The sequence below is a fragment of the Petrotoga sp. 9PWA.NaAc.5.4 genome, from assembly GCF_002895485.1.
In the GTDB taxonomy this organism is placed as follows: Bacteria; Thermotogota; Thermotogae; order Petrotogales; family Petrotogaceae; genus AZRK01.
In genome coordinates, this window is sequence record NZ_AZRK01000015.1 from 14,433 (window position 1) to 40,028 (window position 25,596).

Annotated in this window: 21 protein-coding genes, 3 tRNA genes and 1 other RNA gene; 20 read left to right on the forward strand and 5 right to left on the reverse strand. The window is 30.0% G+C overall.

The genetic code is table 11. From position 1 onward, the window contains the following. Positions 1–266 precede the first annotated feature (266 nt). The 11 genes from X924_RS05715 (at position 267) to X924_RS05765 (ending at position 12,147) form a co-directional block, all read left to right on the forward strand. Positions 267–1,772 carry a UDP-N-acetylmuramoyl-L-alanyl-D-glutamate--2,6-diaminopimelate ligase gene (locus tag X924_RS05715; RefSeq protein WP_121957982.1) on the forward strand — a complete coding sequence of 502 codons (1,506 nt, stop codon included), beginning with the start codon at positions 267–269 and terminating at the stop codon, positions 1,770–1,772. Further along, the gene (gene murF / locus X924_RS05720) at positions 1,772–3,064 is read left to right on the forward strand and encodes a UDP-N-acetylmuramoyl-tripeptide--D-alanyl-D-alanine ligase (RefSeq protein WP_121957983.1); all 1,293 of its coding nucleotides are present in this window, start codon (positions 1,772–1,774) and stop codon (positions 3,062–3,064) included. Before X924_RS05715 ends, murF begins: the two co-directional genes overlap by 1 nt. Further along, entirely contained in the window at positions 3,061–4,005 is a 945-nt protein-coding gene (gene mraY, locus X924_RS05725; protein WP_121957984.1) for a phospho-N-acetylmuramoyl-pentapeptide-transferase, read from the forward strand. The genes murF and mraY overlap by 4 nt, the downstream gene beginning before the upstream one ends. Continuing rightward, a complete protein-coding gene (murD, locus tag X924_RS05730) occupies positions 4,002–5,318 on the forward strand; it encodes a UDP-N-acetylmuramoyl-L-alanine--D-glutamate ligase (protein WP_158245329.1) in 1,317 nt (438 codons plus the stop codon). Before mraY ends, murD begins: the two co-directional genes overlap by 4 nt. After that, entirely contained in the window at positions 5,305–6,417 is a 1,113-nt protein-coding gene (locus tag X924_RS05735; protein ID WP_158245330.1) for an FtsW/RodA/SpoVE family cell cycle protein, read from the forward strand. Before murD ends, X924_RS05735 begins: the two co-directional genes overlap by 14 nt. Continuing rightward, the gene (locus X924_RS05740; RefSeq protein WP_121957987.1) at positions 6,410–7,465 is read left to right on the forward strand and encodes a glycosyltransferase; all 1,056 of its coding nucleotides are present in this window, start codon (positions 6,410–6,412) and stop codon (positions 7,463–7,465) included. Before X924_RS05735 ends, X924_RS05740 begins: the two co-directional genes overlap by 8 nt. A 44-nt stretch (positions 7,466–7,509) precedes the next feature. Then, a complete protein-coding gene (gene murC / locus X924_RS05745; protein WP_121957988.1) occupies positions 7,510–8,856 on the forward strand; it encodes a UDP-N-acetylmuramate--L-alanine ligase in 1,347 nt (448 codons plus the stop codon). An 85-nt stretch (positions 8,857–8,941) separates the two neighbouring features. After that, positions 8,942–9,017 (forward strand) — tRNA-Glu (locus X924_RS05750). Between the two features lie 20 nt (positions 9,018–9,037). Continuing rightward, positions 9,038–9,112: transfer RNA gene (locus X924_RS05755), tRNA-Val, on the forward strand. Positions 9,113–9,128: 16 nt separating this feature from the next. Further along, a tRNA-Phe gene (locus X924_RS05760) sits at positions 9,129–9,204 on the forward strand. A gap of 282 nt (positions 9,205–9,486) precedes the next feature. Next, positions 9,487–12,147, forward strand: a complete 2,661-nt coding sequence (locus X924_RS05765) for a CBS domain-containing protein (RefSeq protein WP_121957989.1) — start codon at positions 9,487–9,489, stop codon at positions 12,145–12,147. A gap of 11 nt (positions 12,148–12,158) precedes the next feature. On the opposite strand, the gene X924_RS05770 is transcribed toward X924_RS05765, so the two are convergent. The 4 genes from X924_RS05770 to ffs all read right to left on the reverse strand — a co-directional run bounded on the left by X924_RS05770 (position 12,159) and on the right by ffs (position 14,587). Continuing rightward, on the reverse strand, positions 12,159–12,965 hold the full coding sequence (locus tag X924_RS05770) for an ATP-binding cassette domain-containing protein (protein WP_121957990.1): 807 nt from the start codon (positions 12,963–12,965) through the stop codon (positions 12,159–12,161). Further along, positions 12,956–13,708 carry an energy-coupling factor ABC transporter ATP-binding protein gene (locus X924_RS05775; RefSeq protein ID WP_121957991.1) on the reverse strand — a complete coding sequence of 251 codons (753 nt, stop codon included), beginning with the start codon at positions 13,706–13,708 and terminating at the stop codon, positions 12,956–12,958. The genes X924_RS05770 and X924_RS05775 overlap by 10 nt, the downstream gene beginning before the upstream one ends. A 1-nt stretch (position 13,709) precedes the next feature. Then, on the reverse strand, positions 13,710–14,363 hold the full coding sequence (locus X924_RS05780; RefSeq protein ID WP_369826026.1) for a class I SAM-dependent methyltransferase: 654 nt from the start codon (positions 14,361–14,363) through the stop codon (positions 13,710–13,712). A gap of 125 nt (positions 14,364–14,488) precedes the next feature. Then, positions 14,489–14,587: signal recognition particle sRNA small type (ffs, locus tag X924_RS05785), an RNA gene on the reverse strand. 159 nt (positions 14,588–14,746) lie between these two features. Between ffs and X924_RS05790 the strand changes: the two genes are divergently transcribed. From X924_RS05790 to X924_RS05815, 6 genes are all read left to right on the forward strand, one after another. Beyond that, positions 14,747–15,127 carry a GntR family transcriptional regulator gene (locus X924_RS05790; protein ID WP_121957992.1) on the forward strand — a complete coding sequence of 127 codons (381 nt, stop codon included), beginning with the start codon at positions 14,747–14,749 and terminating at the stop codon, positions 15,125–15,127. Further along, positions 15,111–15,908, forward strand: coding sequence for an ABC transporter ATP-binding protein (locus X924_RS05795; protein WP_121957993.1), 798 nt, complete (start codon positions 15,111–15,113; stop codon positions 15,906–15,908). The genes X924_RS05790 and X924_RS05795 overlap by 17 nt, the downstream gene beginning before the upstream one ends. After that, the gene (locus X924_RS05800) at positions 15,905–16,645 is read left to right on the forward strand and encodes an ABC transporter permease subunit (protein WP_121957994.1); all 741 of its coding nucleotides are present in this window, start codon (positions 15,905–15,907) and stop codon (positions 16,643–16,645) included. Before X924_RS05795 ends, X924_RS05800 begins: the two co-directional genes overlap by 4 nt. Before the next feature lie 766 nt (positions 16,646–17,411). Next, positions 17,412–18,164 (forward strand): ABC transporter ATP-binding protein, encoded by a 753-nt coding sequence (locus X924_RS05805; RefSeq protein WP_121957995.1) that lies wholly within the window; start codon positions 17,412–17,414, stop codon positions 18,162–18,164. Further along, entirely contained in the window at positions 18,127–19,800 is a 1,674-nt protein-coding gene (locus X924_RS05810) for a hypothetical protein (RefSeq protein WP_121957996.1), read from the forward strand. The genes X924_RS05805 and X924_RS05810 overlap by 38 nt, the downstream gene beginning before the upstream one ends. A gap of 561 nt (positions 19,801–20,361) precedes the next feature. Continuing rightward, entirely contained in the window at positions 20,362–21,915 is a 1,554-nt protein-coding gene (locus X924_RS05815; protein WP_121957997.1) for a S9 family peptidase, read from the forward strand. A gap of 180 nt (positions 21,916–22,095) precedes the next feature. On the opposite strand, the gene X924_RS05820 is transcribed toward X924_RS05815, so the two are convergent. Next, positions 22,096–22,377, reverse strand: a complete 282-nt coding sequence (locus X924_RS05820) for a hypothetical protein (protein WP_121957998.1) — start codon at positions 22,375–22,377, stop codon at positions 22,096–22,098. 734 nt (positions 22,378–23,111) lie between these two features. Here X924_RS05820 and X924_RS05825 point away from each other — a divergent pair. The 3 genes from X924_RS05825 to X924_RS05835 all read left to right on the forward strand — a co-directional run. Beyond that, positions 23,112–23,411 (forward strand): PQQ-binding-like beta-propeller repeat protein, encoded by a 300-nt coding sequence (locus X924_RS05825; RefSeq protein WP_121957999.1) that lies wholly within the window; start codon positions 23,112–23,114, stop codon positions 23,409–23,411. A gap of 172 nt (positions 23,412–23,583) precedes the next feature. After that, on the forward strand, positions 23,584–23,895 hold the full coding sequence (locus X924_RS05830) for a hypothetical protein (RefSeq protein ID WP_121958000.1): 312 nt from the start codon (positions 23,584–23,586) through the stop codon (positions 23,893–23,895). A 15-nt stretch (positions 23,896–23,910) separates the two neighbouring features. Then, positions 23,911–25,596 (forward strand): PQQ-binding-like beta-propeller repeat protein (locus X924_RS05835; RefSeq protein WP_199172646.1); only part of this gene is annotated, 1,686 nt, incomplete at its 3' end.

Sequence of the window (25,596 nt, forward strand, 5' to 3'; positions counted from 1 at the left end):
ATCATGATTTTAAACTTATAATAAGTGAAGCATAGTCTAAAATTGTTCGCTTCAATAGTGACTTTAGAGATAAGATCTTTTTAAATAAACTTTTGAATTTATAACGATAAAGGAGTACAGGCCTCTACCTTTTTTCTCACTAAAAGCATCGAATATGTTAAAAGAATCGATAATTAGTGACTATTAGAACTACAAAGGTGTTTTTGAAAAAACTAAGTTTTATAATTTTTAAAGCGGGTATTATTCGAATTCAAGGAGGAATACTGGTGGAAATTCCAATTGATAAGATAATTGAAATTTTAGGAGATAACATTCAAGAAAAAAACTTATCAAATCAAAGGATAAAAGTTAGAGCATTAAAAGATAATAGCGATGCGATAGAGAAAAATGATGTCTTCTTTGCTTCTAAAGGCCATAAATTTGATGGACACGATTATATTTCATCGGCGTTAGAAAAAGGAGCTTCTTTAATCATTGCGGAAAATAAAGAAAAAATACCTAAAAACACCTTCAACTACATTATAGTAAAAAACATACATAAAGCCAAAATTGATTTAACATATAAAATTTACGGTATTTCTTCAAACGATTTTAAAATTTATGGAGTTACCGGTACAAACGGAAAATCAACATCAGTTACATTAATGCATCATATACTTAGGCAATCGGGAAAAAACTCTACACTTATTAGCACTGTAGAAATTAAGATAAACGATAAAATGATAAAAGAACCACGTAATACAACACCTGGTATTTTAGAATTAGCATATATTTTAAAAAAAAGCAAAGATAGCAAGGTTGATTTTATAAATTTAGAAGTCTCTTCTCATGCTTTAGAACAAAAAAGGATAACAAACATTCAATTTGATATTATTTCTTTTACGAATATAACAAGAGATCATTTAGACTATCATAAAACCTTTGAAGAGTACAAAAAAGTAAAACTTTCATTTATTGACTATTTAAAGAAAAATGGAAAGATTATAATAAATTCAGATTTATTGGATAAAAAAGAATTTTTAAAAATATGCGATAGTGAAAGTCTTATTACTTACGGTTTCAAAAATAATGCGGATTATGTAATAGAAAAAATGGAAGAAAAGCTTACTGGAACAGAATTTATTTTGAGAACTAATAAAGATCAAAAGGTAACTATAAAATCTCCTCTTTTAGGAAAATTTAACGTCTATAATATTACTAACGCATTCATTGCTGCAGAAAGTTTTGGATTAAAAACAGATGAAATAATAAAAGCAATTTCCACATTTAAAGGAGTTCCCGGAAGATTTCAAATTGTACCTACTAGTAAATCGTTAGGATTTTATGTAGTAATAGATTTTGCTCATACCCCTGATGCTTTAGAGGAAGTATTATCTACGGCTTCTTCACTAACAAATGGTAGAGTCATAATAGTTTTTGGAGCTGGTGGAAATGCCGACCAAGGTAAACGAAAGATTATGGGAGAAGTAGTTAGTAAAAAGGCAGATATTATAGTATTAACTAACGATGATCCAAAAGATGAGGATCCTGATAAAATTATAGAAGATGTAAAAGAAGGAATAGATAAAAATGCACATCTAATTATAATTCCAGATAGACAAAAAGCTATAGACGCCGCTATAAGTTTTGCAAATAAAGGTGATATAGTAATTATCGCTGGAAGAGGACACGAAAAATTTCAATTATTTGCGAATGGTAGAAAAGTAAAATTTAATGATTTTGAAGTTGCAAAAAAATCTTTAGAAAAATTAAAGAGAGGCCAAAGAAAATAATGTTAGATACTTTAAAAGAAAAAGGATTTAAATTTAAAATAGATTCTAGAACGATTGAAAAAGGTGACATATTTTTATGCTTAAGAGGTGAAAAAACTAATGGTCATTTGTTTATTGAGGATGCTTTAAATAGAGGAGCTTCTTATGTAATAGTTGATGAAGAATACAATAAAAAACAAGAAGAAAGAATCATCAAAGTTGAAAACGTGTTGAAGGAGATGCTTGAATCTTCAGCAAAAATTTTAAATAAAGGAGCTAAAATAAAGATAGGAATAACAGGATCAAACGGCAAAACAACAACAAAAGAATGCTTGTATTATTTATTATCGCAATACTTTACTACTTTTAGAAATGAGATGAACATGAATACAGAAATAGGTATTCCTCTTTCAATCTTAAATTCGTATAATAAAGAAGAAATTTCTATTCTTGAAGCAGGATTGAGAAAAAAAGGTGATTTAGAATTTTTAACACAGTTCTATCAGTTCGATGTTGTAATAATAACAAATATAGGTGCTTCTCATTTAGAATACCTTGAAAATATAGAAAATGTTGCTCAAGAAAAAATGAAGATAACAAATAATATGAAAAAAGGCCTTTTAATAATAAATGGAGACTTTCATTTATTAAAAGAATCAGCTCCTAAACATCTTAATATTTTGACGTTTGGTACAAACAACGAAAATGACGCAATTCTAAAAGATTATGAGTACAACGATAACAATACCACTACTATTTATGCGAAGATATTTGGCCAAGAATTGATGCTTACTTTAAGTGAATACTGGAGCGAGGGACAAATCTTAGATTTATTGGCATGCATATTGTTTTTAATCTATTTAGAACTACCGATAGATCCATATTACATTTTTAAAATCAAAATCCCTCAAGATCGATTTCAAATTATAAGAAAAGGCAATTCTATAATTATCAATGATTCTTATAACGCTTCATATGAATCTTTTATAAATGCCTTTAAAAGTTTAGATAAACTAAAAATATCTCCTAAGATTATGATAATGGGAGAAATGAAAGAATTAGGAAAAGATTCACAAGAATATCATAGAAAAGTTCTGCAAGAAGCTGAGAACATTTTTGATTATATTTATTTTTATGATCCAAACAAAGAATTTTCGACATTTTTAAAATCAGATGATAAAACTGTGTTTTTTGACAATATAGAACAAATAAAAGAAATTTTGTTAAAACATTCAGAAAAAGGCTTAATATACATTAAAGGTTCTCATGCAACTGGCATAAACCAATATATTAAAGAAAGTGATCTATTATGAATAGCACAATATTTATCGCTTCCGTTGTAACCTTTTTTTTATTACTTTTTATTTATCCATATTATATTAAATTTTTGAAAAAAAGACAGTTGGGACAATATATAAGAAAAGAAGGTCCAGATTTACACAATTATAAACAAGGAACTCCTACAATGGGCGGAGTAATTTTTATATTGTCAATATTCGCTTTGAATTTGGTAACTTTTATTATTAAAAAAGACCCTTTATTTTTAGTTATAAGTGTTTCTTCTTTACTATTTGGATTGATAGGATTTATAGATGATTACTCAAGTATTAGAAAAAAAGATTCAACAGGATTAACAGCTATTAAAAAACTCATTTTACAACTCCTCTTTTCAACAGTAGTAATTTATCTAATATATATATTCAACCCTCATACCTATTTGACTATTCCTTTTTTTAAAGCGAAATGGGACATTAAATTTTTTTATCCGATTTGGGGAGTACTTTATCTTACAGGCATGTCTAACGCAACTAATTTAACAGATGGTTTAGATGGTCTTGCAGGAGGAGTTTATATTTCATCTGCATTTTTCACATCAGTTGTTGCCCAATTAAAGTTTGATGAGATTTCAATATTAATTTTACCTGTAATAGCTTATTTATTTTTTAATATAAAACCAGCTAAGATTTTTATGGGAGATACAGGATCTTTAGCTTTGGGGGGAATTTTGGGAACCATAGCTTTATACCATTCTTTGGAACTTTTCACTATTTTTACATGCTTTATATTTATAATAGAAATGTTTAGCGTTATAATTCAAGTTGGAAGCTATAAAACGCGTAAAAAAAGAGTATTCCTGATGGCTCCTTTACATCATCATTTTGAATTAAAAAAATGGTCAGAAGAGAGAGTAGTAATGATGTTTTGGCTGGTAAATTTTTTATTCGGCTTTCTTGCTCTGGGAGGGATTGTGTGAAAATTTGTTTAGTAGGATATGGTATAAGTAATAAGAAACTCGTTAACGAATTACTTAAAGAAGGTAATGAAATATTTGTAAGTCAAGACAAAGAGTTTTTAGAAGAAGACAAACTATTTTTTAAGTTTAATAATATAAAATTCGAAGAAAAGCATGGGGATTTATTAAAAAATTGTGATTTAGCTATTATGAGTCCTGGGATAAACCCTCAAAGTTTGCCAGCTAAAATCATTTTTGATAATAACATAGAATATACAACAGAAATCGAATATTCGTGGCAAAAAATAAAAAGATTAAATAGAGAGGCTCTTTTTTTAGGCGTTACAGGTACAGATGGAAAATCTACCACTACAAGCTTATTAGGCCATATATTAAAATATAACGATCCTTTAACGTTTGTTGGAGGAAATTTAGGAACACCTTTAATAGAAGCGCCTAAAGATCTGAAAAATTATGTTTTAGAAGTCAGTTCTTTTCAGATATTTTGGTCGAAAAACTTTTTTACTGATATCGCTACTTTGATAAATTTAGCCCCGGATCACTTGAATTGGCATAAAGATTTGAAAGATTACTATGAAACAAAGACAAGAATGTTGAAAAGAACTCTCAAAGCTGGTGGAATTATCGTTGTAAACGAAGATACCTTAAAGGATATATCTTTAGAGTATTTTGTAAATAAAAATATTCTAACTTTTTCTAAAAATATGTATGATGGAAAGTATATACGATATTTGAATAAAAGTGTTAAAATTGAAAATGAAAGTTTTGAAGTTGATACTTTAAAAGAAGATTTAGTCGCTGCTATAGTAACGGCTCTGAATTTAGGTATTAGTGAAAGAGTAATTGAAGAAGCAGTAGCTACTTTCAAACCTTTAAACTTTCGTTTACAATTAATTGATCAATTTGATAGTATAAAATTTTATAACGATTCTAAAGCTACCAACGTTCATTCGGCTTATAGTGCCTATAAATGTTTTAGAAATAATAGTTATGTCGCTATATTAAGTGGAATACCTAAAAATGAAGACCTTTCTATTTTAATAGAAGAACTCAAAATCTATGCAAAATTAGTAATAGTCTATGGCGAAATGGAAAAAGAAGTCAAAAAATATGATATAAACGATAAATTCGTTTTTAAGAAAAACTTAGAAGAAGTCTTTTTATATTTAAGCGAGGTATGTGAACCTGGAGATAATGTAGTCTTCTCCCCCGCAGGAGCGAGTTTTGATTTGTACAAAAATTATGAAGAAAGAGGGAAACATTTTAATTTTTTGGTAGATGAGTTTAAGAGAGGCTATTATGAAAAATTCTAAAATTGTTTTGAAAAGAAATTTTATGACATTTCTAATAATTTTAGGAATAACGTTGTTTATAGGAGTTTTTTTTATCTATAGTTCCCTATTTGCTATTCAAAATATAAAAGAAATAAACCCTGATCAAAAGTTTCAAACATACGTTTTAGCATTATTTTTGGGCTTTAGTGGAGCTATAATCGCTTTCATATTCGGAGACATTTTCATTAAAAGCGAATATATAATGATTTCATTTTTTGTCTTCTTAAATCTCTTATTAATAATTGTTTTATTAAGTAATCCTATAGCTGAAGTCAGAAGATGGATAAATTTAGGAGGATTCCAATTTCAACCATCTGAATTGGCTAAACTGTTATTGCCTGCTTTTTTAGCTTTTTATTATGGAAAAATTAAATCTCACAAGAATATTTTTCTTACAATTATATTCCCAATTTTCTTGTGTCTTATTACAATTACGCTAATATATTTAGAACCTGACTTAAGTTCTACTATAATAGTTGGTATCTTAGCATTTGTGACAATTTTTTTAGGAATTAAAGATAAAAAATCTTTGTTTTTTTTCCTTTTCGTTATTATATTCATTGGAGTGATTTTATACTTATTTAAGGATCAGTTACTTGAGTCATATCAATTATCAAGAATCAAAAGTCCCGATACGTTTCAGTCTCAACAAGCAAGAGATGCGATTATGAACGGCGGTCTTTTTGGAGTAGGTCCATTTAATGGAGAATTCAAATATTATGTCCCAGAATCCTATAGCGATTTTATAATCGCAGTAATAGGTGAAGAATGGGGAAAATTAGGTATAGCAATGGTAGTAACTCTTTTCTTTTTTCTTTGCCATGAACTTATTTATATGGCTTCTTTAACCAACGATCATACAACTTTTGTATTTTGCTCATCAATATCTTTTTGGATATTTTTTCAGGTTACCATAAACACTTTAGTGGGTTTGGGAGTCCCTTGGATGCCTGTTACAGGGGTTACTTTACCGTTGATGAGTTATGGAAATTCATCGCTGATAGTAACTTTAATTTCTATAGGGTGGGCTTTAGGTTTAATATATAATAATTCGGAGTTGAAAAATATAGATGAATGAATCAAGCAAAAAACTCAAAGTTGTTTTTTCAGGTGGGGGTACGGGGGGACATTACTATCCTGCTCTGACTCTGTTAAAATATCTTGATAAAAATTACAGAGATTTTGAAGTAATTTATTTTGCGACCAAAGGAAGATTAGAAGAAAAAAAATTAACCGAAGATTTTCCAAAAGCTAAGATATATACTATAAATGTAAAAGGCTTAGAAAGGCCTTTTTATAATCCAAAAAATATTTCGAGGATTATAAAAGTAATTGTAGAAAAACAAAAAATTAAAAAAATCATAAAAAACTTTAAGCCGGACTTTGGGTTCTTAACGGGTGGTTATGTAACAGTTCCTGTTGGTTTGGCGTTGAAAAGTTGTGCAGTTCCTTTTTATTTACATGAACAAAATTCTATTATGGGTGTATCAAATAAATTCTTATCAAAATATGCCAAAAAAATTTTTGTGAGTTACGAAGATACGAAATTAAACGATAAAATGATTTTATCTGGTAATCCCATAAGAACTCCAGATGAAATCATACAAAGAAGCTACTTGAAAAAATTTGGTATAGAGGACCTTTATAAACGATGCATTTTAGTTTTTGGAGGAAGTTTAAGCTCGAAAGAATTAGATGATATAATGTATCAAGTGTATCAAAAAGATGAGTCAAATAATTATATTCACATAACAAAAAATATAGAGAAATTTAAAACTTTTAAAAATGTTCATACATTTGAATATATTGATGAATTATATAAAATAATGGCTGTTTGTGATGGCGTGGTTAGTAGAGCCGGAGCTACAACGATAGCAGAGATTCTTTTTTATGATCTGCAAGCAGCTTTAATTCCTTGGAAAGGCGCTGCAGAAAACCATCAAGAAAAAAACGCTCTATCTTTAAAAAAATTAGGAAAAGCAGAAGTCTTTGATGAAAATTCAATAGATGTAGAAAAATTAATAACTTTTATCAACAATATAAAAATTAAGCCTCAAAATTACTTGTATCAACCAAAAGTTAATTCTGCTATAAAAGTAATCGTTGAAAACATCGAAGAATTATAAAAAAGAGATTTAATAGTTTTGTGAAATTTCCAGAGGAGGAGTTTATGAAATATTATTTTTCAGGTATTGGCGGAATTGGAATGAGTGCATTGGCTCTGTATACATACTACAAAGAAGGTAAAGAAAGTGTATATGGTTCAAACAGTGAATACAATGAACGTGTAGAATATCTTTTAAAAAAAGGGATAAGTATAAGATTAACTCAAGACTCTTTTTTACCTGATATTGATTTATTAATTAGATCAACAGCCGTGAAAGATAATAACCCCGAAATAATAGAAGCAAGAAAAAGAAAGATAAAAGTTATTCAAAGAATGGAATTGCTGAATGAAATACTAAAGAATAATTTGTCAATTGGCATTACAGGAACTGATGGAAAGACTACGACAACTGCAATGCTTAGCCAAATATTTAAAAATAGCGGAAAGAATCCGACTGTCTTTTTAGGAGGCATGCACGATTCTTTGGAAGACGGAAATTTCAGAATTGGTAAAGACATTATTATAGCTGAAGTAGACGAAAGTGACGGATTTATAAAAGATAGTCAGACTGATTTTTCGATAGTTAACAATTTGAGAGCAGATCATTTAGAACATTATAAAAGTGAATTTAAAAATTTAGAATACTCTTTGTTAGAATTTGTAAATAAAACAAAAGAATTAGTTTTACTCAACAAAGATGATTCTTATCTTTCCAAATGGAATTTGCAGGATAAAAAAGTTTTATATTTTGGACAAGACAACGATGCAGACTTTATATTAAAAAATCGAAGACAATATTCAACTTTTCAAGAGTTTGAAATATACAGAAAAAACACTTTTATTGGTACTATTATTTTGAAACTACCGGGATTGCATTATGCTTATGATGCCTTAGCTTCCACAAGCCTTGCTTTAGAATACGGTATAGATTTTGACATTATAAAAGAATCTTTCTTAAATTATCGTTCTGTAGAAAGAAGATTCAATATTCTTTTTAAAACATCCGATATTTGTGTTATAGATGATTATGCCCATACCCCTGATGAAATTGAAGCTACCATAAAAGCAGCGCAAGAATATTTTCCTGATAAAAAAATACTTACCATATTTCAACCACACAGATTTACGAGATTATATTATCATTTTAAAGATTTTGTAGAAGTATTAAAAAATTCTGATGCAGTGTTTGTTTACAGAATTTATTCAGCCTTTGAAGAACCCATACAGGGAGTAGATGAACGAAAAATTGTTGATGCGCTTGAATCAAAAGGAGTTCCTTCAAAATTTTATGGTTCAGAAAACCTAATATTAGAAGATTTAATCAAAGAAAAGGACATAATTTTACTTTTTGTTGGAGCCGGAGATGTGACTGAAGTAGCTAAAAAACTTGTAAACTTGCAAAAAAGATAAAAAAATTAGATTGTAAGTAAAAATATCTATAAATATCTTGACATATTATCATTTTTATGATAATATATTTCAGGTCAACTAAAGAGCCCCCATCGTCTAGCGGTCAAGGACATTGGCCTTTCACGCCAAAGACACCAGTTCAAATCTGGTTGGGGGCGCCAGTTTTTATGAAGATTGGTATGGGCGCTTAGCTCAGTGGGAGAGCGTCTGCCTTACAAGCAGAAGGTCGTAGGTTCAAACCCTACAGCGCCCACCATATTTTAAAAACGGTAGGGCAGGTAGCTCAGTCGGTAGAGCAACGGACTGAAAATCCGTGTGTCGGCAGTTCGATTCTGCCCCTGCCCACCATAACTAAGGCATCTCTAAAAGAGGTGCCTTAGTTTTTTTGTTTCTCATTATAAATATACAATAGCTAAGGAATTTGAGACTGCGATGTGTTATAATTAACTGGCAACAAGATAGATAAATTTAAGAAGTTAAAGTGCGTTCATATCTAAGCACTTCTCCATAAAAGTTTGGTGGGGATTAGAGTTGAGAAAATATTTTTGAAAAAACTAAAATTCAAAAAATATACAATTTGAGTTTTATAATTTCCAAAACAGGTAAACAAAAATATAAGGGGACTTTAAATTGAAGTCAAAAGTTATTATAACAACACATAAAAATCCCGATTTTGATGGTTTTGCTGCTGCAATTGCTGCTTCTTTGGTTTATAAAGATTCCATCGTAGTAATAGAAGGAGATCCTCAACAAAATCTTAAGGAATTTTTGAACATATACGATATCAAACATTTTAAGGTACATGACTTTCAAAAAGAATACGAAGATGAAATAAAAACAGCTTTGTTTGATAAGATAGTTATCACTGATACGTCTGATATGGAACGTATTCCAACAGTTATCAAAGAACTTATGGATCGTGGAATAAGCGTAGACATATATGATCATCATTCTAAGCTAAAAGAACAAAACATAAAAGGTAATAACTTTTCAAAAGAAGTCGGAAGTGCGACAACAATACTTGTTGACAAGATTTTAGAAAAATCTATAACCGTGGCTGATACGTTGGAAACACTTTTTTTGATCGCTATTCATGAAGATACAGGAAATTTTGTTTATCCAACAACAACCGCTTTTGATCATGAAATTGCCGCTAAATTAATAAAAGGTGGAGCAAGAATCGAGGAAGTAGAAGAATTTGTTTCTTCAGATATGACTTTAGAACAAAAAGAACTTTTTGAAAAGTTATATCAAAATCTTGAAGAATTTTATTTAGAGGAAATAAATATACATATAGCCTATGCAAAAGTAGAAAAATTTATTGGAGGATTAAATGTAATTACTCACAAACTATTTGAAACACTTACACCAGATGTTTTATTTGTTATTTGTGAAATGGACAAAAATATTTATATAGTCGCACGATCTAAAGTAAATGAAATAGATGTCAATAAAGTTTTATCCATTTTTGGTGGAGGTGGTCATAAAAAGGCCGCTTCAGCTAAAATTAAAGATCAGAGTGTACCAAAAATAATATCCCAACTAAAACTATCTTTAAAATCGTCTTTTTTACCTGTTTTAAAGGCAAAACATATTATGTCTTCTCCAGTAAGAACAATATTTTCTAATGAAACTATTGAAAAAGCTTATGAAATTATGTATCAAACAGGTCATTCAGGACTTCCCGTAATAGAAAATAACAAACTTGTAGGCATGGTTACCAAAAAAGATGTTGAAAAAGCTATGAAACACGGTTTGAAGAATGCTCCTATAAAATCTATAATGAGCACAAATTTAAAAGTAGCCGATGTTGAAACCTCTCTTACTCAAATAAGAAAAATGATGGCTGAAGAAGATATTGGTAGAATTCCCATCTTAAAAGATGATATTTTGGTAGGTATAGTGACCAGAACAGATATTCTAAGAGCTTCTAATGGTGTTTTTAATTTTTCTCCTAATCCTCTTTTAAGAGAGAAATATCAATCTCAAAATCTTAAAGAACATTTGAATAAGATTTTAAGCGCTACTGTAAGAAATATTCTAAGATTAATCGGTTCTTATGCCAGTGAATTGGATATGAATGCATACGTCGTTGGAGGTTCCGTTAGAGACGTATTACTCGCTATAAAAAATGATGAAAAAAACAAAAAATATACTCCTTCGGATCTTGACATCGTTGTAGAAGGAGATGGATTAATATTCGGTAAATATGTAGCAAAACAATTACAAGCTAAATATATTGAACACCCTAATTTTCATACGTGTTCTATATTTTATCGTACCTCTGAGAAAGTTATCAGAATTGACATTGCTACTGCAAGGACCGAATATTATGAACAACCTGGAGAATTACCAGACGTTTCTTTTTCTTCTATAAAAAAAGATTTATATAGAAGGGATTTTTCAATAAACGCAATGGCTATAAAAATAAATCCAGATTCTTTTGGTACATTGCTTGATTTTTTTAATTGTAAAAAAGACCTTGAAGAGGGGAAAATACGCATACTTTACCCGCTCTCTTTTATAGAGGATCCCACAAGAATATTAAGGGCTATTAGATTTGAGCAAAGATTTGGATTTGAAATAGAACCAAATACTTTAAAAAAATTAATAGAAGCAGTTGAGGAGAATTATTTAGAAAGAGTAACTGGAATGAGACTTAGGGAGGAATTAGAGAAAATATTAGAAGAACCAGAACCCTTGAAAGCCATTAAGAGAATGGGTAAGTTAAATATTATCAATCATCTTTTTGAAAACACTTACTATACCCCAACATTAGAATCGGACATTGAAAAATTATTTAAAATAATCGAGTATTTTAAAAATGAATTAAATAACTATTTAGTTAAGGTTAGAATTCTCCATCTAATTTTGTATGTAATTTTGCAGTATACTCCTGTAAATGCGCTGAACAATATTATAACAAGATATGGATTACCTAAAGACTTTATAAAAAAGTTACAGGAAGTCAAACAGGCTTACGATGAATTATCAATAAAAACAAAAAAAATATCTCTTAAAGAAGAATTTAGAATATCCTATTTATATGAGTTAACTTCTAACTTTGATAACGAACAAATTGTTTTTTTTGCAGTAAAATTACCGGAAGAAATTCTATCTTATTATTATACATATCTAAAAAAATTAAAAATTTTGAATATTTCTATTTCTGGAGAAGTTTTACTTAAAAAAGGGTATAGAGGAAAAGAAATAAAAGAAAAATTAGAAGAAATAAAAAAGAAAATACTTGATGAAGAAATAAAACCCGGAGAAGAACACCTTTTAATATAAATTATAAAAAATCAAATTAACGAAATTTTATTCGCTAACTCGAAGTTTTTCTTCTTTAATGCGCACTTATATAACTGTAATTTTTCATCTAATACTATACCAGCTTGTGTTAAAGCATTTTCATCTTGAAGAACAAAATTATCAAATTCTCCCTTGAAAAGTTCTTTTCCACTCTTAAGAACGAATACATTAGGTTTAAAACTTGTAAATTCACTTATCCAATGAGTCGATAATATTATAGTCTTGCCTAATTTAAGTAATTCTTCAATCAAAGAATAAACAAAGTTTTTGGTTGAATAATCAAGTCCTACTGTTGGTTCATCAAATATTATGTAATCAGGATTGTAGGAAAGAACAGATATTATTGCAACTTTTCTCATTTCTCCCCCCGATAGTTCGAAAGGATTTTTTTCTAAATAATTATAAGGTAATTTTACTAAATCAAGATAATATTTAAGCACATCATCTTTGATCTCTATTCCAAAGTTCTTAGGAGCAAATAAAATCTCTTCTTTTACGGTTGGAAGAAAAAATTGAGATTCAGGATATTGAAAAACTATTCCAACCTTTTTTCTAATGTTCTTAATGTTCACCTTTTTGTCTTTTGTTGACATACCATCGACTGAAACATTCCCTTTATAAGGAAGTATTAATCCATTCATTAGGCTTATTAAAGTAGTCTTACCTGATCCTGTATGTCCGACTATTAACCATAAATCTCCTTTTTTTATCTCCAAATTTATTCCCGATAACGCTTCTTTCTGAAAAGGAGTATTTAAAGAGTATATATAATCCACATCTTCTATTTTTATTGACATAGTTCATTCACCAAATTTTCAAATGCTAAATTCATTTCTTTCATTATTTTTTCTTTAAAAGGCAATTCGATTGGCAAAATATTTTTTTCATAGAATGTCTTTCTATCCCCATCGTAAATTATTCTTCCTTCGTCCAAAGCTATAATCCTTTGAACGTGAATTAAATCAGAAGCATGATGTGAAGCTATAATAATAGTCTTTCCTAAGGAAAGTAAAGTTCCAATTACCTTATGAACCTCTGATCTTCCTTTTGGATCCAACATTGAAGTAGGTTCGTCCATTAATATTATATCCGGTTCCATGACAAGAATCGAAGCTATAGCTAATCTTTGCTTTTGCCCTCCTGATAATGTATTTGGATCGGCTTTTTCTAAAGTTTCTAATCCGACGGTAGATAAAGCCCATTTGATTTTTTTTATCATTTCTTCACGTGGAACACCAGTATTTTCTAAACCAAAAGCAACATCTTCTTCTACTGTGACTCCTATTATTTGATTTTCTGGGTTTTGAAAGATGTATCCTATTTTTATTTTACTTTTTTCATCTAGTAATTTATCTTGGAAAATAACCTCACCTTTATCAGCAAATAATATACCGCACAACACTTTTAACAACGTAGATTTCCCGCTCCCATTGTTTCCAACTAATCCTATAAACTCTCCTTTATTCACTTCGAAAGAGATGTCTTTTAATACTTCAAATTCATTATATTTAAAAGATAAATTCTTGCATCCAAAAAACACTTCAATCCCTCTTTATCGACATATATACTCTAATTCCACCAGATTTTTCAAGTTCAATTACATTACCAAAAACTTCTTTCATATGTAATTCTAAGCTGCTTCCTCCTTTATTATGATAAGCAACCAAAAACAACTTTCCATTAGAGTTTAAATGCTCCTTAGAATCTTTTATGAGCGTTTTTAAAACTTCTTTTCCCGCAACTATAGGCGGGTTAGAAACTATAATTTCAAACATCTCGTGTTCCCAAGGTTCAAATAAATTCCCTTGTTTAATAACTGCTTCTACATTGTTATTTTTTGAATTGATCTTCGAAAAATCAACGGCTCGTATGTTTATATCACTCATATATAAATTGATTCCTGGAAATTCTTTTTTCAAAGTAATTCCAATTACACCGTAACCACAACCTATATCTAAAACCTTTTCGTTTGTTAATTTAACATTTTCTATTAGCAAAATACTCGCTTTGTCGATTCGCTTTTTTCCATATACCCCCGATGGTGCTTTGAAAATATACTGATGACCATTTTTTAATCGTAAAGATAAATTCCTTACGATTAATTCAGACGTAGGATTTTCCGTATAGTAATGCTCAAATTCAATATTTGGTCTATTCTTTTGTTTGCTTTTTGAAGAAATGAGCTCTTTGCTCACTTTTTCAATTACTTCTTCAATATTTAATCCTGCTATTTCATCAGGTCCATATATTTGAACATCTTCATATTTTTTATTCTCTTTTTTTGAATTTACCAATTCTATCTTCCTCCAAATTCATTAAAGATGGCTGGGTTATCTACCACACCTAAGAATCCCCGCTTATGGCTGCTCCCTTCCGGGCCTGACCAGTTTCACGGGTTCTTATTGCGTAGGACCCAGCCACATCTATTAAGGCATAATTATTATAACATTATTTTTTTTAAAAATCAACTTATCACGTTGGATCGTAACTTTTTTTATTTTATTCCTTGACTTATCATTTACTATCATAGTACAATAGTACAGTAATTAATTTATTTTAGTTGAAAGGTGAGAGTTTTATGTGGTTTAGTATAGATTTTTCTTCGCATGTTCCCGTATACAAACAAATTACCGAAAAAATTAAGATGAAGATAGCTAAGGGCGAGTTAAAACAAGGAGATTTTTTGCCTTCAGTTAGAAAGCTTGCGGAAGATATAGGTGTAAACTTTAACACTGTTTCAAGGGCTTACAAAGAACTTAGCGAACAAGGAATTATAGAAGTACAGCGTGGAGAAGGTTATACCGTTAAAGTAGAAAACCTTGAAGACTTCAATAATGAAATATTGATAGAAATTAAACAAACATTAAAAAAGGCTTTGAATGCAGGAATATCCCCAGATGAAATTTCAAAAATCTTTGAAGAAGTGGTCGGGAGGGATTTTAATGATTTTAGAAGTTAAAGATCTCAAAAAATATTACGATGATAAACTTGCTGTAGACAGAGTAAATATACAAGTTGAAAAATCTAATATATTCTCACTTTTAGGTCCAAATGGTGCGGGAAAAACAACTACTATTAAATGTATCTTGGGTATGAGAAAAAAAGATTCTGGAGAAATATATTTAAATGGCACATACTCATATCTTCCTGAAAAAAAAGAACTGTATAAAAACTTAACTGTACAAAAAATGCTTGAAATAACACCTTCGATATCTAATAATTTTTCACTTGAAAAAGCCTACAACTTTGTAGAAGAGTTTGAAATTCCATTAAAAGAAAAGATTTCTAAATTGTCTTATGGAATGCTAACTCAACTTTACTTGTCTATTGTATTATCAGAAGATGTTGATATATATTTCTTAGACGAACCAACAGAGGGATTAGATCCTCTTAAAAGGCTACAATTATTTGACATAATCAGGAATCTTTCCATGAAAGGAAAGACTTTCTTCTATACAAGCCACGTTCTCTCAGAAGTTGAAAAAATTGCTGATAAAGTCGCAATAATGGTTAACGGACAAATTGCTTTGATGGATTATTTAGATAACATAAAAGAAGAATATGTTGCATGTGCTGTTGACAAAACTACAACTTTAAATGGCTATTTATACAAACAGACTGAAGAAGAGAACGTCTATATAATTGAAAAAGACAAGATAAATTGCAATTATGAAGCAGCAACTTTTGACATGATATTTGAAGCCATCGCAAAAAATCAAATTAGGGGTGATAAAAAATGAAAAAAGAATTCTTAGATATACGTCTAAAAGTAATTATAATCTTCGCCCTAATGATAGGAATATTTTTTACTTTTGCACCATTCCAAGATTTCACAGTGAGCATGTTTTCAGAAGAACTGCCTTCTGTTGAAAAATATCTTGGAGATAATTTTGTCGAAAACTTAAAAGATTGGAATTTTTACATAACATCACAATGGTTTGGAAAGAATTTTGGCCAGTTTGTACCTATAATCTCAATTATTTTAGCTTTTTCTCTTTTTTCTCGTGAATATGAACGCGCAACCATAGAATTTTTAGTTGCAAGATTGCCCAGAAGAAAAATATTTATTAATAAATTATTGGTAAGTATAATAACTTTATTGATAATAATGTTTACACTATCGATTTTACCTTCAATATACTCTATAATAACGGCAAAAGATTTCAACCATAGCTTGATCTTTAAATTTATGATTCCTGTTTTAACAGGGGGATTCTTTTGGTACAGTGTTACCCTATTATTTAGTGTATTATTCAACGCACAAATAAAATCTTTATTCGCAAGTGCTATATTATTAACAATAACAACAACTTTAGGTTTCATAAAACCTCTTGGTTTTATGAATACCTATAAATATATCTTAGGATCCGAACTTTTTCATGATGGAGTTAATTGGATATATACGATTATACTTTTACTAATTGGAGTTGTTTGTATATTCTTTGCTTATTATACATTTGAGAAAAAGGAGATATAAGTCAAATACTCCAAATATTTCCCTCGTTACACATAGCAAAGAACTTAAAAGCATTCATATTTGGTGAGAATTCGAGTTAATCATGCATTTTATATAAACCTTAAACTTAGAATATAAATAAAACCTAAGTTTTATAATCTTTAAAGTAAACATAAAAAATAACCAGGTACTTTAGAAAAGGTAATTTTCAGAAAATAAGCAGTTGAATTTATAACAGGTCCAGGGTGAAGTCCTCTCCTATATAGCTACAAGTACCAAAAAGGTTAAAAAATTAAGAATTAGTGAGAATTATGTAGAAGCTTTAGAAAAAGTAATTTTCAGAAAATAAGCAGTTGAATTTAAAATGGGTTCAAGGCGGAGCCCTCTCCCCCTTCCTTGGCTACAAGTACCCAAAGGTTAAAGAAATTAAATGTGGACTTTAGAAATGATAATTTTCTAAAAATAGAATTTTGAATTTAAAATGGGTTCAGGGCGGAGCCCTCTCCCCCTTTCTTGACTACAAGTACCAAAAGGTTAAAGAAATTAAATGTGGACTTTAGAAACGATAATTTTCTAAAAATAGAATTTTGAATTTAAAATGGGTTCAGGGCGGAGCCCTCTCCCCTTCCTTGGCTACAAGTACCGAAAGGTTAAAGAAATTAGGAATTAGTAAAGATTAGAGCTATGGAGGTATTTTTGAAAAAATTTAAAACTAAAATATTGGCAAAACTTAGGTTTTGGAATTTCTAAGGTGAGTAAAAAAATAACAACAAGGAGGAATTCCATTTTGATTGAATTGATCAATCTTACAAAACGCTTTGGTGAAGACATCATTGCAGTAAACAATATAAACCTTCAAATCAAAGAAGGGAAAATATTTGGGTTTCTTGGCCCAAATGGTGCAGGAAAAACAACCACCATAAATATGATAGTTGGCCTAAGCAAACCTACTTCAGGAAAAGTAATTATTGATGGAATTGATATTGAAAAAGACCCAGTAAAAGTTAAAAAAACTATTGGATTTGTCCCAGATGAACCTCTCTTATTTAGAAAAATCACTGGTATAGCTTATTTGAACTTTATCTGCGACGTTTTTGAGATCTCTCTTGAAGATAGAAGAAAAAGAGGAAGTTGGTTAATAAAAATGTTTAAGCTTGAGAATGTTATCAACGACCCTATTTTATCCTACTCCCATGGAATGAAACAAAAGTTAGCTTTAATTGCAGCATTAATACACGAACCAAAAAACTGGATCCTTGATGAACCAATTGTTGGGCTTGACCCTGAATCTGCTTTCATCTTAAAAAATTTAATGAAAAAACATGTCTCAAATGGCAATACGGTGTTTTTTTCTACCCATATAATGGAGATCGCAGAAAAAATATGTGATGAAATAGCAATAATAGATAAGGGAAGTATAGTCTTTCAAGGCACTATCGAAGAACTTAAACACTTAAAAGGAAACAAGAGTCTTGAACAATTATTTTTAGAGGTGACAAAGAGTGAAAGTGAAAAAGTTGATTTCTCTTATCTCGATTGAACTAGATCACCATTTTAGCATAACCAAAAGAAGGTATTCTGTTAAAAAAAATAAAGGTGAGTTGGCCTCTCTCATAGCTATGATTGCTAGTATATCTATATTAATTATAGTTTATTTTCTCTTTTACCTTAATATATTAAATACTAATCTAATATTGTACACAGAAATGGATATTCAGCACCTATTTTTAACTAATTTTATTATGATGTCCGGTCTTTTTGGATTCTTCCTTGGCGCCTTTGTGTTAATTGGAGAATTTTTCTCAAACAAAGATTTGAAGGTTTTAATAACCTTACCACTAAAACCACATGAAACAATTTTTGGAAAACTGTTTATCGTTCTATTCGATCAGATGATTATTTCGTTACTAATATTATTACCTACTTTAATATATTTTGGTATATACACAAAACAAAGTGCAGTGTACTATATAATATCAATTATTGTATTTCTTTTGTCACAAGTTTTTCCTGTAATGACGGTTCTTTTGTATACCTTAATTGTTTCAAACTTCTTAAAAAGATTCAAACGAAAAGAACTATTGTTATATCTTTCTACAGCCCTTTTAATAATTATTGTAGCTGTTTTACTGTTCTTTTCAGGAAACACATTTTCTATAAACATTGAAAATAGCCAAGAACTCCCAAATATTACCATTAACCCTGATAGTATCCTTTCAAGGTTAGCATGGGTTTATCCGCCTGCTTTCCTTGCGACAAAGGCTTTGAGTACTATTGGAGTCAATAGATTGACATGGTTTTTAATGTTTTTAGGTTTTCATATACTGTTGTTTGTATTAACCTACTTTTTAGGAAACAAATTCTATTACTCATTCTATTCAACCATGTTAGAACATAGTTCTTTAAACAAAACAGACACAAGCTTTGAAGAGTTAACTTGGTTTAGCAAAGCCTCTAATCCAGAAAAAGCTCTTTTAAAAAGGGAATGGTATTATTTTTTAAAAACTCCTGCATTTTCAGTTAATGGATTTGCTAATGTTTTAGTCTTTCCCATAATGATAATAATCTTTGCAATAATATTAAATAAAATCGGTGTAACTGAAGAAATATTTGAACAAATATTAGGTTATAATATATTTATTGTAGCTCTTATTTCTGTTTTGTCTTCTTCACTTAATGGTCTATCTTATTCTTGTTTTTCAAGGGAAGGATACCTTTTAAAAGAGCTTAAGATGCTCCCTATAGAAGTCGAACAGATACTAAAGGCTAAGATTATTCAAATCTATCAAATAAGCTCAATTGGTTTTTTGACTGGATTAATCATAGGTACAATATTTTTTAAACTTAATTTTTTTGAATTTTTGGGAACTGTCTTATTTTCCGTAATGGTTAATATCTTTCTAAATCTAATACAAATGTTGGTTGACGTATCAAACCCTTATTTAGATTGGGATAACCCTCAAAAAGCCATGAAAGAAAACATAAACGGATTATTTGCATTACTAATAATTATTGGATTTATTGGCAGCTTTGGATTTTTGATCTATAAGTTAGTATCTATAGTTAATTCATACGTTCTTTTAGCTTCTTTATCTTTTTTGTTTTTAATTTTCAATTTTTTAATATGGAGATTACTAAAAAATAAGACTTATCAGCTTTTAAGCAAAGAACTGTAAAATCATCTAAAAAATCATAGCACTTTAGAAATGAGAGTTTTTAAAAATTGAGCAGTTGAATTTAAAATGGGTCCAGGGCGGAGCCCTCCACCCTCTTTGGCTACACGTAGCGAAAAACTAAAAAATTAGGAATTAGTAAGAATTAGAACTTAGAATGACTAAAAAATAAGTAGAGACTTTAGAAATGAGAGTTTTTAAAAATTGAGCAGTTGAATTTAAAATGGGTCCAGGGCGGAGCCCTCCACCTTCTTTGGCTACATGTAGCGAAAAACTAAAGAAATTAAGAATTAGTAAGAATTAGAACTTAGAATGACTAAAAAAGAAGTAGAGACTTTAGAAATGAGAGTTTTCAAAAATTGAGCATTTGAATTTAAAATGGGTCCAGGGCGGAGCCCTCCACCTTCTTTGGCTACACGTAGCGAAAAACTAAAGAAATTAAGAATTAGTAAGAATTAGAAGTGAAGGGGTATTTTTGAAAAAATTTAAAACTAAAATATTGGTAAAGCTTAAGTTTTAAAATTCCCAAAATGAGAATGCAAAATTAGAAAAGGAGGAAAATATATGAAAAAACTCATATTAATTGCATTATCCATGATTCTTGTACCAATGTTCATATTTTCTGAAACTTACACCTACTATGTCTACCAAAATAATGTTGAAATTGGAAATATCTCTGTAGAGTTCGATCCCCATTCTTATATAGGCAAAACCACAACGGTTTTACAAGTAGGACCCAATACGGTAAAATACGTTGGACAAACTAAATACGACAACGCTTGGACCTTTAAAGAATACAGCTTGGATATTTATGTGGACAGCCAAAAACAAGTAAGCTTAAAAAGCAGTTATGACGGACAAAAGATAAAAAACGATTTCAACGGTATAACCTTAAAAACTTATGAAGTAAAAGATGCAATTATTTTAGATAACAACCTAATTTTAGATCATATTTTTGCAATATATTATAAACAATTAACAGATGGAACATACACCTCTTTTGTTCCTCAACTCGTTTTGAATCAATTAACGTGGAATTATGCAGTTTTAAATATAGAGATTAAATCTACAGACAATGAAAACTTTGTTATCTCATCTTCAGGTGTAGATCAATATATTACTTTTAAAAACGATAGACTTACAAAGCTTGAAATCCCATCTCAACTGATTGAAGTAACAGAAATTAAGAAAGAAGTTAAAGAAAAAAGTTACATTGAAAAAGACATAACTTTTCCAAGTTTTGACGGATTTGAATTAAATGGTTCGCTGATGTTCCCAAATGAAATCCAAAACAATAAAAAAATGCCCCCTATTGTGTTAGTACATGGATCTGGAGCAAACGATAGAAACGAAACCATAGGTTACATGTCTCCGTTTCTACAGCTTTCTGAGGGGCTAGTAAATAACGGCTATATCGTACTAAAATACGATAAACGAAACTTTACTATGATGAAAAACAACCAAGATACGTCAAACATTATGCCAATTGATTTTATAAAAGATGCACAGGCTGCTATAAAGTACCTAAAAACAATCCCAGAGGTAGACTCCGACAAGATAATCGTTATAGGGCATAGTGAGGGTGCTTCTTTTTTGCCTTATATTGTAAAAGACGAAAAGGTTGCAGCAGCTGTTGCACTTTCTCCTGGACTAATTGAAATTACAGATCTTATGGTCTACCAAATTGAGTATCAAATCAATTATTTAAAGAAATTCAATTTTGATAATTCACAAAACGCTACAATTGCTCTATTAGAAAACTTATTAGTCCAACTCAAAGAAGTTAATAACGACATGAAAAATGGAAAAATAGACCCCGATAAGGTCTATTTGGATTATTATAAAGGTAGCTATTTAATACAATGGAGTGAATTAACAAAAAACACAGTAGAAGAGTTTATTAGTATGGAAGTACCTCTGCTAATAATAAACGGCACCCAAGATCTAAAAACACCATACGAACTTTTAACAGAAAAAGAAAATCAATTAAAACAGAAAAAGAATTTAGAAATAGTGTATATAGAAAACATGGGTCATGAACTATATCGATCTTATACAGGAGTTTTTGAAGATGCTGTAATAGATCAAATACTGAATTGGCTAAAAAAGGTGCTATAACAGTTGTCTAATATATAAAATAAAGTAATAATAGTAAAAATAAAATAAGAAAATTGGCAAGGTCTATTATTTATGGTTCTAAAAAAGAGGTAAGTCTGCTCAAAAAACTTTGCAATAGAGCAGACTTACGTGATAACTAATTGTATCTGGTTTTAATATTTTTATTAGCTTTTACCTCATCTAATTGGCATTAAGGGTTGCCAATTCACTTGCCTTTTTTAATCCCTCTTTGCCCATAGACAAAATATAGCTGTATGCTGTTAAGAAGTTTCTATTTGAAGCTAAGGAATAAACTAAGGCAGAAATATAATGATTATAAATGCCTGCTCCTCTGAAAATCCCAAATTCTTGTATATTTTTGTTTAAATTTGATAGGTCTTTTAATCTTTCTTTCAATTCCATTTCGACGTGGAAGGAATACTCAGCACTCCTGCTTTCTACATATCCCTTCGTGTCGTTCAATTTCTGGATACCTCCTCGAGCATCTTGTTTTTATGATTTAATAGCATTTAAGGTGATTATGAGGTGCTTGCATACAAAATAAGAATATGTGAAACAAGGACAACTTTCTTGTAATGTAATAAATTTAAATGTTATTAAATGTTACAATCAAAATATGATAAAAAAGTAAACAAAGTGGATTTTTTATGATACAATGTAAATTAGATTGATTACTTTTTTATTAAGAAACTACATAATTAACTTTCGTAAATATAACTTAAAATGAAATTGTGTTATTTCCTAACAAGATGTTATGAAATATAAAAGATGCGATTTTCTAAAAATTCAAAAGGCTTCCATATTTTTTGAGAGATTTTGTAAGATCTTTTAAAAAATGCTTCTATGTATAGTCAAAATAAAAATCATTATAATTTTGCTTAAGGGTCATGCGTTGAGTTTAATAATGATTCTTTAGAAAATTTTATATTAAAAGTTTCAATTGAAAAGGTAGAAGAAAAAAGAATAGACATGTACAAGAAAAATGTAAGACTTTGTTTATAACCATGTACTACTACTACCTTTATACCAACATAATAAATAAAAAAAGAGTGTCTCGTTATCAAGGCAAAAAATTAACTTAAGACCGCACAGTTTAATGAATTAAATAGAATATTTTGGAAAAATGGGATTTTCTTATTTTTTTGCAATAACAGGGGGTCAGGCTGGTACATTAGTATAATTAAGAGGAGATAAAAATGGGAAAAAGGCGAATACTTTTATTTAGTATAGTAGTATCTGTTCTTTTTTTACTTGTAGGATGTATACCTTCTGAAACGAATACTAACAATCCACGTGATTCACTCAAATGGAGGTATAAGACAGACTCTTGGATTGCTTCAAGCCCAGCGATAGGCAGTGATGGAACTATATATGTGGGATCATTTGATAATTATCTCTATGCGATACAAGGAGAAAGTGAGGGGTTAGCAGACACATCTTGGCCGAAATTTAGAAAGAACAACAGAAATACAGGTAATTATGATGCTGCTGAATAAGTTTGTTTATATTATACAGGAATGTTATACACATTCCTGTTTTTTCTTTAGTAAATTGGTAACATTAAACCTGAAAGCAAATATTGAATATTATAGTCAACCATTATAGCTGTTAGATAAAGAGGAGAAAGAACAAATAAAAAACAATGATTTATTCTATTGATACTTTTGATTGTTTTTGTTTTATCAGGATGTATTTTTAGAACAACAACTGAAGAAGAAAAAACTCTTTTTATTCCTAATATTTTCAAGATTCAGTGAAAAAGAAATTGATAAAAAAGAAGATAAACTTCAACTATCTAAAAAGGTTGAAAATATCTTTAGTTCTATACCAGAGGATTCAAACTTTTGGAAAAAAGAACAGACTATAAAACCAGATGGTTATAATGTTTATCTTAATAAAACTTTTATATTTTTTATTAATTTTATTTTATACTTTAAAAATGAAGCGGACAAGTACCGAAATCGAAAAAATTATTCTTAAAAAGGGGTGATTTTTGTGAAGAGTAAGGTCAAAAAAAGTATTTTATTTTTAATTGTTTCTTGTCTAAGTATTTTTTCTATTGCTTTTGCAATTAATGTTAGTGCTATGACTAACAATCCACCATCATGGCAAAGAATACCAGATCAAAATATAAAAGTAGGAGAAAGAGTAAGTATAAACCTATTAAATTACGCAAGTGATCCAGATGGAGAACAATTAACATTTGAAATAATCACAGGTGAAGGGAATATAAGTGGAAGTACATACACATACAGTGGAGAATCAGAAGGAAGAGAAAGAGTAACAATAAGGGCAAAAGATACAAAGGGAGCATATACTAATACATCATTTGTAATTAATGTTAGTTCTGGAAATCAAAGTGGTTCGCTCAAATGGAGGTATGAAACTGGCTCTGGGATTGATTTATCAAGCCCAGCGATAGGCAGTGATGGAACTATATATGTGGGATCAGTGGATAATTATCTCTATGCGATAAACCCAGATGGTTCACTCAAATGGAAGTATAAGACAGACTATTGGATTACTTCAAGCCCAGCGATAGGCAGTGATGGAACTATATATGTGGGATCATTGGATAGTTATCTCTATACTATAAACCCGGATGGTTCACTCAAATGGAAGTATAAGACAGACGATGGGATTACTTCAAGCCCAGCGATAGGCAGTGATGGAACTATATATGTGGGATCATTGGATAGTTATCTCTATACTATAAACCCGGATGGTTCACTCCAATGGAAGTATAAGACAGACTATTGGATTTTCTCAAGCCCAGCGATAGGCAGTGATGGAACTATATATGTGGGATCATATGATAGTTATCTCTATGCGATAAACCCAGATGGTTCACTCAAATGGAGGTATAAGACAGACTATTGGATTGCTTCAAGCCCAGCGATGGGTAGTGATGGAACTATATATGTGGGATCAGGGGATTATTATCTCTATGCGATAAACCCAGATGGTTCACTCCAATGGAAGTATAAGACAGACGATGAGATTTCTTCAAGCCCAGCAATAGGGAGTGATGGAACTATATATGTGGGATCAGAGGATAATTATCTCTATGCAATAAACCCAAATGGTTCACTCAAATGGAAGTATAAGACAGAAGATGGGATTTCTTCAAGCCCAGTAATAGGGAGTGATGGAACTATATATGTGGGATCAGAGGATAATTATCTCTATGCAATAAACCCAGATGGTTCACTCAAATGGAAGTATAAGACAGACGATTGGATTTCTTCAAGTCCAGCGATAGGTAGTGATGGAACTATATATGTGGGATCATATGATAGTTATCTCTATGCGATAAACCCAGATGGTTCACTCAAATGGAAGTATAAGACAGACTATTGGATTACTTCAAGCCCAGCGATAGGCAGTGATGGAACTATATATGTGGGATCAGGGGATAGTTATCTCTATGCGATACAAGGAGAAAGTGAGGGGTTAGCAGACACATCTTGGCCAAAATTTAGAAATAACAACAGAAATACAGGTGCAATTAATGTTAGCGCTATGACTAACAATCCACCATCATGGCAAAGAATACCAGATCAAAATATAAAAGTAGGAGAAAGAGTAAGTATAAACCTATTAAATTATGCAAGTGATCCAGATGGAGAACAATTAACATTTGAAATAATTACAGGTGAAGGGAATATAAGTGGAAGTACA

Excerpts from the sequence above, each read along its gene's own strand:
- X924_RS05800 (WP_121957994.1), top strand. The coding sequence starts at position 15,905 with ATGAAAAAAGAATTCTTAGATATACGTCTAAAAGTAATTATAATCTTC.
- murC (WP_121957988.1), top strand. The coding sequence starts at position 7,510 with ATGAAATATTATTTTTCAGGTATTGGCGGAATTGGAATGAGTGCATTG.
- X924_RS05790 (WP_121957992.1), top strand. The coding sequence starts at position 14,747 with ATGTGGTTTAGTATAGATTTTTCTTCGCATGTTCCCGTATACAAACAA.
- mraY (WP_121957984.1), top strand. The coding sequence starts at position 3,061 with ATGAATAGCACAATATTTATCGCTTCCGTTGTAACCTTTTTTTTATTA.
- X924_RS05735 (WP_158245330.1), top strand. The coding sequence starts at position 5,305 with ATGAAAAATTCTAAAATTGTTTTGAAAAGAAATTTTATGACATTTCTA.
- X924_RS05770 (WP_121957990.1), bottom strand. The coding sequence starts at position 12,965 with ATGTCAATAAAAATAGAAGATGTGGATTATATATACTCTTTAAATACT.
- X924_RS05795 (WP_121957993.1), top strand. The coding sequence starts at position 15,111 with ATGATTTTAGAAGTTAAAGATCTCAAAAAATATTACGATGATAAACTT.
- X924_RS05825 (WP_121957999.1), top strand. The coding sequence starts at position 23,112 with ATGGGAAAAAGGCGAATACTTTTATTTAGTATAGTAGTATCTGTTCTT.
- X924_RS05815 (WP_121957997.1), top strand. The coding sequence starts at position 20,362 with ATGAAAAAACTCATATTAATTGCATTATCCATGATTCTTGTACCAATG.
- murF (WP_121957983.1), top strand. The coding sequence starts at position 1,772 with ATGTTAGATACTTTAAAAGAAAAAGGATTTAAATTTAAAATAGATTCT.
- X924_RS05740 (WP_121957987.1), top strand. The coding sequence starts at position 6,410 with ATGAATGAATCAAGCAAAAAACTCAAAGTTGTTTTTTCAGGTGGGGGT.